Below are 6,890 nucleotides of genomic sequence, written 5' to 3'. Positions count from 1 at the left end.
AAAATTATCTATGTTTTCTCCTTCTTTATAAATAGTAGAACCTATACTTATTGTTATTTTTATATTGTTATCATTAAATTTAAATGTAGTTGATTCAATAGTTTTTCGAATTATATCCATCAAATTTAACTCTTTCCTCTTTTCAAAATAAGTAATTTTATAATGCCACCTACTTATCAACATCTTTTTTTACAAGATACCATAAATACAAATCTAATTTACCTATGGGTTCATTAAAATATTTCTCCAAAACTTTCAATCTTTTTTCATAATCTAAATATCTTTTCTTAGTCCAACCTTTAGGAATAGAGTCGATTAAATTATCCACAAGCATCAATCTTAAAATATGCTTATCCAAAATTGCAACTTCTCCATATCCAACATTTCTTAAAAAATGACTTGCCTCTTTCCAACCGATACCTTTAATATTTTTTACTAAAAATTCTCTAACTTGATAATATGGTAAAACAAATAAGTGTCTAATTGTTCCAATAATCCATCTATTAGAAACAATATATTGAGCTCTTTTTGAAGGAAATCTATGACCTACTTTTTTTAATGTATATTCTAATTCGTCAATATTCAAATTCACAAATCCTTCTACTCCAATTTCTTTTTGTGCTTTTATTCCACCTTTTGCACTCCAATTTGCCGTTAAAACACAGAAAGATAATTCAGAAAATAATTCTTTTTCACTTCCCCTTTTACCTAATTCAACAAATTCCTGCCATCTTTTTTCTACTAATGGCTTTGCTTCATCATAAATATTTTCTATATCTTTAATTAACTTCATTTTTTCACCTCTTTTCATTCCACTAAAAAAATGAGACTATCCAAACCAAAATAGGCGCAATAATCAATGATGGTAAAAAATTTCCAACTTTAGTATCTTTTATATCTAATATTTTTAAACCAATACCTAATACCATTATACCACCAACTGCCACTAAATCATTCAAATATATATCATTTGTTAAAAAAGATAATTGCGAAGCCAATAGTACAATACTTCCTTGTACCAAAAGTACCGAACCTGCAGAAACCATAACACCTAATCCGTATATAGAAGCCAAAACTGTAGATGAAATACCATCAAGCAACGATTTAGTATAAATTAAAGTTCCATCATTGGTTAACCCAGCATTTATTGAACCTATTATAGTTAAAGGTCCAACTAAAAAAAGAATAGAAGACATTACAAAACCTGTAGAAAAGTCACCTTCTTGCATATTGTCTCCAATTCTTTTTAAAAAACCTTCTATATCTATTAATTCACCAACAAGACCACCCAAAGCCATAGAGCCCAACACTATTAAAAAATTATTTGCTGACATAGTCATATTAATACCAATTCCCAACGTTGTTAATCCAACAGCATAAAATAAAATTATCTTTAACCTATCTGGAATACCTTTTTTCGCAAACAAACCTAACAAACTCCCTATTACTACAGCCAATGCATTTACAAAAGTCGGAACCATTTTATTCACCTCCAAAAACATTTAATACTTTTTTTAAAATTATAAATTTAAATGGCGAATGTCCTAAACTCTCTCCATCAACTTCTAAATAAATTTTTTCCTTAGACTTTATTTCAACTTTCTTAGCTTTAAATTGTTTTACCCATTTTAATTGGATAAATGAACCGTCAAATATCTTTTTTATGTTCTTAATAACTTGGAGTTTTGGAATATTTTCTATCAAAGTTATATCAAAATATCCATCATCTGGAATTGCAGAAGGTACCATCATCATGCCACCACCACTATATTTACAGATACCAACAGCCATAGAAAAAACATTTACATTTGTTGCTTTATCATCAATAATAATTTTTGCTTTTTGTGACTTATACTTATATAATGTAGTCAAAAGATTTAATAAATAAGAAAAAGCTCCACTTTTATTTTTATCCTTTGAAATATTAGTATTTTTAGTAACTTCAGCATCAAAAAACATCCCTGCAATATTTGCAAAATATCTTTCTTCTCTTTCATTGTTATTATAATATTCCACTTTACCTATATCCTGAACAATAATCTTTCCTTCTTTTATTATTTTTATAGCTTGAATATAATCATTTGGAATTCCTATTGTTTTCCCCCAATCATTTCCTGTACCTGTTGGAATAATTCCAACCACAATTTCCCGAGAATTTTTATAATTTTGATTAAATATACCATTAATTATTTCATTCATAGTGCCATCCCCACCGACACCAATAATATTTTTATATCCATTTTTTATAGCTTCTATTGTTAAATTATATGCATGCATTCTACCTTCGGTAAATTTATAATCAAAAGTAAATCTTTCTTTTTCAATAATATCTTTTATTAAAGGCCATATTCTTTTCGCCTTTGATCCTGAAGAATGAGGATTTACAATAAAAAAATACTCTTTCATAATATTCCTCCATATTAAATGATTTACTATATTTTACCATAAAAATAGGCCTTACGGCCTATTTTCTCAAAATCAATTTATTAACTTTAATATTTTCTTTTTTATCAACTTCAAAAATCTCCGTCGAATTTGCAATTGTTGCATATCCTTTTTCATCTTCTTTTAAAAACTCTTCAAAAAATTCTATATCTTCTTCTGTTGAAAGATTTGGAACATATGTCATTCTAAATTCATAATCTATATTCGAGTTTCTTAATATATTTATTGTTTTAAAAATAGTATTCCAATAATCTTTTGGAACGTTTATCAATTTACAATAATTCTCTGGTTTAGCTTTTACATCCATAGCAACATAATCAATTAGCTTTTTGCTTATTAATTCTTCTACCATTTCAGGATTTGTTCCATTAGTATCTAATTTTATTAAATAGCCAAGCTCTTTTATTTTACTAATAAATTCTGGCAAATCATTGTGTATTGTTGGTTCTCCACCAGTAACACACACAGCGTTTAATCTTTTTCTTAACGCAGATAATTTATCAATAATCTTTTCTTCAGAAATTGAATTATAATCATTTGAATATGCTATTTTCCAATTATGACACCATTGGCATCTGAAATTACAACCACCAGTATATACTACTGCAGATATACGTTTAGGATAATCAACAAAACTAAATGTTCTTATTCCAGCTAATATCATATTATCAGCTCCTTAACACCTCACTATTAATTCTAAATTGAATCCTCTCTATATACTCTTGTTGTTTCCCATCATTCCAATTTTGAACTGGCCTATAATATCCTACAACCCTCGAATATACTTCTGTATCATTTCCACAATGCGGACATTTAAAATGTTCTCCTGCTATATATCCATGTTCAGGACAAATAGAAAATGTCGGTGTTATGCTCATATATGGTAAAGAATAATTTTCAAAACTAAATTTGATAAATTCTTTCAAAGTTTCTGTATCTGTAATTTTTTCTCCTACAAAAATATGCACAACTGTCCCACCTGTCCATTTGTTTTGTAATCCTTCTTGATGTTCTAATAAGTCAAAAGGATCTTCAAAATAATTTACTGGTGGATGAACAGAATTTGTATAATATGGTTTTTCCTCAGAACCAGATTGTTTAATATTTTCACCAAACTCATTTTTATCAATTCTTGATAACCTATATGTCGTTCCTTCTGCTGGTGATGCTTCTAAGTTATATAAATTTCCAGTTTCCTTATTAAATTCATTTAATTTTCCAAGCATGTAATCCATTACTTCCTGAGCAAACTCTTTACCTTCTATGCTTGCAATGCCATTTTCAATACCAAAATTTAATAATCCTTCATGCATTCCAACAAACCCAATAGTTGAAAAATGATTTGCCCAGTATTGACCTGTTAGTTTATAAACGCCATCTAAATAAACCTTTGTATATGGATATAATCCTTGTTTTGTCCATTCTTCAACATATATTCTTTTTATTTCCAGACTCTCTTTTGCTAAGTTCATTACTTCATCTAATAAATTATAAAATTTATTTTTATTGCCATTTGACAAATACATTAATCTCGGCATATTAATAGTAACTACTCCTATAGAACCTGTTAATGGATTAGAACCAAATAACCCTCCTCTTCTTTTTACTTCTGTATTTTCATTATCTTTTTTATCTTCATTAACAAAACCAAATGAAAGCTGTTGCATATGTTCTAATACCTGTCTATTATCTAATTTTAATCTGCAACACATTGAACGAGCATCTTCAGGATTCATATCTGAGTTAACATAATTTGCAAAATACGGTGTTCCATATTTCATTGTCATAATCATAATCATTGTTGCAACTTCGCTATCCCAGTTAAAATCTTTTGTTATATTATATGTCGGAATTGGAAATGAAAATGGTCTTCCATCATAATCTCCTTCTAGCATTACTTCTATAAACGCTTTATTTAAAATATCCATTTCTTTTTGAAATTCACTATACGTCTCTTCTTTTTCTTTACCGCCAATAATAACATGTTTATCTTTATGTGTTGAAGGTACTGTTAAATCCATAGTAATATTACTAAATGGAGATTGAAATCCTACTCTTGTTGGAACATTCATATTAAATATGAACTCCTGTATTGATTGTTTAACTTGTTCATAATTTAAATTATCATATCTTATAAACGGAGCTAAAAGCGTATCAAAGTTTGAAAATGCTACTGCTCCAGCTGCTTCACCTTGCATTGTATATAAGAAGTTAACTATTTGTCCTAACGCTGTCCTAAAATGTCTTGCTGGTCCAGATGCGACTTTTCCAGAAACACCGTTAAATCCTTTTCTTAATAATTCTTCTAAATCCCATCCAACACAATATGCAGATAAAGCACCAAGATCATGTATATGCATAAATCCATTATTATGATATTCACTTATCTTCTTATTATGTTTATCATAAACCTCATTTAACCAAAATTGTTTTGTAATCTCCTGATGAATGTGATTGTTTAAACCCTGTAAAGAATATTGCATATTTGAGTTTTCTCTAACCTTCCAATCACTATTATTAATATAATCATAAATCAAATTCATACTTTCCCCTCCTCCGTAATTTTACCACGATATATTGTATCACATTTTTCAATTGAATACAATATGTATGTATCTTGACAAATATGGTAGAAAAAAATCAAACATATATCCAGAGAAATATTGATACAAATGTTAAGATTTTTCTACAATAAAAGATTTGCTTAACGAATTAAAATATGTTATAATTTAACTAATAACACATCAAAAAAGGAGGAAGATTATGAGAGTTTTATTTAAAAAGGGTTATATTTATCCTATTACATCAGAACCATTTAGAGGGGATTTATTAATTGAAAATGGAAAAATTAAGAAAATGGGAAAAAACATACGCGTTAAAGCTGATGAAATAATAGACGCAGATGGAAAATTTATATTTCCAGGATTTATAGATGCTCATTCTCACATAGGTATTTTTGAAGAAGGAGTTGGAATGGGATATCAAGATGGAAACGAAATGACTGATCCAAATACTGCACAAGTTAGAGTAATAGATGCTTTTTATCCTGAAGATGCTGCAATAAAAAGAGCATTAGAAGGTGGAGTTACTACAGTAATGGTTGTTCCGGGCAGTGCGAATCCAATTGGTGGTCAAGGGGCTATTCTTAAATTCAAATCAAAAGTTGTTGATGAAATGATAATAAAAGAACCCGCTGGTTTAAAAATGGCTATGGGTGAAAATCCAAAAAGAGTATATGGATCTCAAAACAAATTACCAGCAACAAGATTAGGTAGTGTTGCTGTAATAAGGGACTTTTTCTTAAAAGTAAAAAATTATATGAAGAAAAAAGAAAAAGAAGATTTTAATGAATTTGATTTAAAAATGGAAATTGGCGAAAAAGTATTAAAAAGAGAAATTCCTGCTAGAATTCATGCTCACAGAGCAGATGACATATTAACAGCAATAAGACTTTCTGAAGAGTTTGGCTTTGATCTAGTAATTGAACATGCTACAGAAGCTTACAAAATTGCTGATTATATAAAAGAAAAAAATATCCCACTTGTATTAGGACCATTATTTGGCTTTAGAACAAAATTAGAACTAAAGGATATGTCATTTGAAGCATTAAGAATTATCAATGAGAAAGGGATTTTAGCTGGATTAATGTGTGATCATCCTGTTCTGCATCTAGAACATGCAAATGTTCAAGCTGCTCTTGGAATGAGATATGGTGCAAAAGAAGAAGATTTGTTGAAAATGCTCACAATAAACCCTGCAAAAATTTTAAAAATTGACGATAGAGTTGGTTCATTAGAAGAAGGAAAAGATGCTGATATAACAATATGGGACTACCATCCATTTGAAATAAAAGCTAAAGCCAAAAGCGTTTATATTGAAGGTAAAAAGGTATTATAAAAAATTAGGAACTATCCAAAATTCTGTGTGAGATGTTACCAAAAATCGGGCCTCTGCCCGATTTTTATATAGAAGTTTATTCATTTTATTTCCTCAATATATTTCGCTTCCTTACCAACAAAAATAATTATAAACTTTTTCATTGTTTCATTTTTTTGGTTTAATTCATATGATTTCTTGTATTTTTCTATTTGTTCTTTTGCTTCTTCTATTTTCCTTTTTAATTTTTCTTCTGTGTATTCTTTTTGTTTTATGTATTTTACTTCTATTATCGCTTCATATGGTACTTCTTCGTATCTTTTGAACATTGCTATGTCTATATACCCATTTTCTACTGGATATTCCATTTTTACCATTGCATATGGCGTTAATATTAGATAACTATACATTATTGCTTTTATATATTTTTCGTCTAATCCCATGAATATTCTGTTGTCCATTTTACTTAATAAGTTTTCTATTTCTTTGGCAAATGGTTCTATTTTTCCATCTTCTAATATTGTTATTATTGCATTTTCTATTTCGTCTGTGTCTATATATTCTGTTAG

At 28.5% G+C, this 6,890-nt stretch carries 7 protein-coding genes; 1 reads left to right on the top strand and 6 read right to left on the bottom strand.

Going from position 1 to position 6,890, the window contains the following annotated elements; genetic code table 11:
- Positions 1 to 169: 169 nt before the first annotated feature.
- Genes BUA62_RS10855 through BUA62_RS10835 form a run of 5 tightly spaced genes read right to left on the bottom strand, consistent with a single transcriptional unit; the run spans position 170 to position 4,988 of the window.
- Positions 170 to 793 carry an N-glycosylase/DNA lyase gene (locus tag BUA62_RS10855; RefSeq protein WP_072866064.1) on the bottom strand — a complete coding sequence of 208 codons (624 nt, stop codon included), beginning with the start codon at positions 791 to 793 and terminating at the stop codon, positions 170 to 172.
- 22 nt (positions 794 to 815) lie between these two features.
- Positions 816 to 1,481, bottom strand: a complete 666-nt coding sequence (locus BUA62_RS10850; protein WP_072866063.1) for a DUF554 domain-containing protein — start codon at positions 1,479 to 1,481, stop codon at positions 816 to 818.
- A gap of 1 nt (position 1,482) precedes the next feature.
- On the bottom strand, positions 1,483 to 2,406 hold the full coding sequence (locus BUA62_RS10845; protein WP_072866062.1) for a diacylglycerol/lipid kinase family protein: 924 nt from the start codon (positions 2,404 to 2,406) through the stop codon (positions 1,483 to 1,485).
- A 58-nt stretch (positions 2,407 to 2,464) separates the two neighbouring features.
- Entirely contained in the window at positions 2,465 to 3,109 is a 645-nt protein-coding gene (locus BUA62_RS10840) for an anaerobic ribonucleoside-triphosphate reductase activating protein (protein ID WP_072866061.1), read from the bottom strand.
- A 4-nt stretch (positions 3,110 to 3,113) separates the two neighbouring features.
- On the bottom strand, positions 3,114 to 4,988 hold the full coding sequence (locus BUA62_RS10835) for a ribonucleoside triphosphate reductase (RefSeq protein WP_072866060.1): 1,875 nt from the start codon (positions 4,986 to 4,988) through the stop codon (positions 3,114 to 3,116).
- A gap of 220 nt (positions 4,989 to 5,208) precedes the next feature.
- Between BUA62_RS10835 and BUA62_RS10830 the strand changes: the two genes are divergently transcribed.
- Positions 5,209 to 6,342 carry an amidohydrolase gene (locus BUA62_RS10830; RefSeq protein WP_072866059.1) on the top strand — a complete coding sequence of 378 codons (1,134 nt, stop codon included), beginning with the start codon at positions 5,209 to 5,211 and terminating at the stop codon, positions 6,340 to 6,342.
- An 80-nt stretch (positions 6,343 to 6,422) separates the two neighbouring features.
- Here BUA62_RS10830 and BUA62_RS10825 read toward each other — a convergent pair.
- Positions 6,423 to 6,890, bottom strand: a 468-nt coding sequence (locus tag BUA62_RS10825; protein ID WP_200782451.1) for a PD-(D/E)XK nuclease domain-containing protein, incomplete at its 5' end; no start/stop codon positions are given.

Origin of the sequence: Marinitoga hydrogenitolerans DSM 16785, assembly GCF_900129175.1 — a bacterium.
Classification (GTDB): Bacteria; Thermotogota; Thermotogae; order Petrotogales; family Petrotogaceae; genus Marinitoga; species Marinitoga hydrogenitolerans.
Note: the sequence above shows the minus strand (reverse complement) of the source record. Positions and strands in the feature narration are given on the sequence as shown.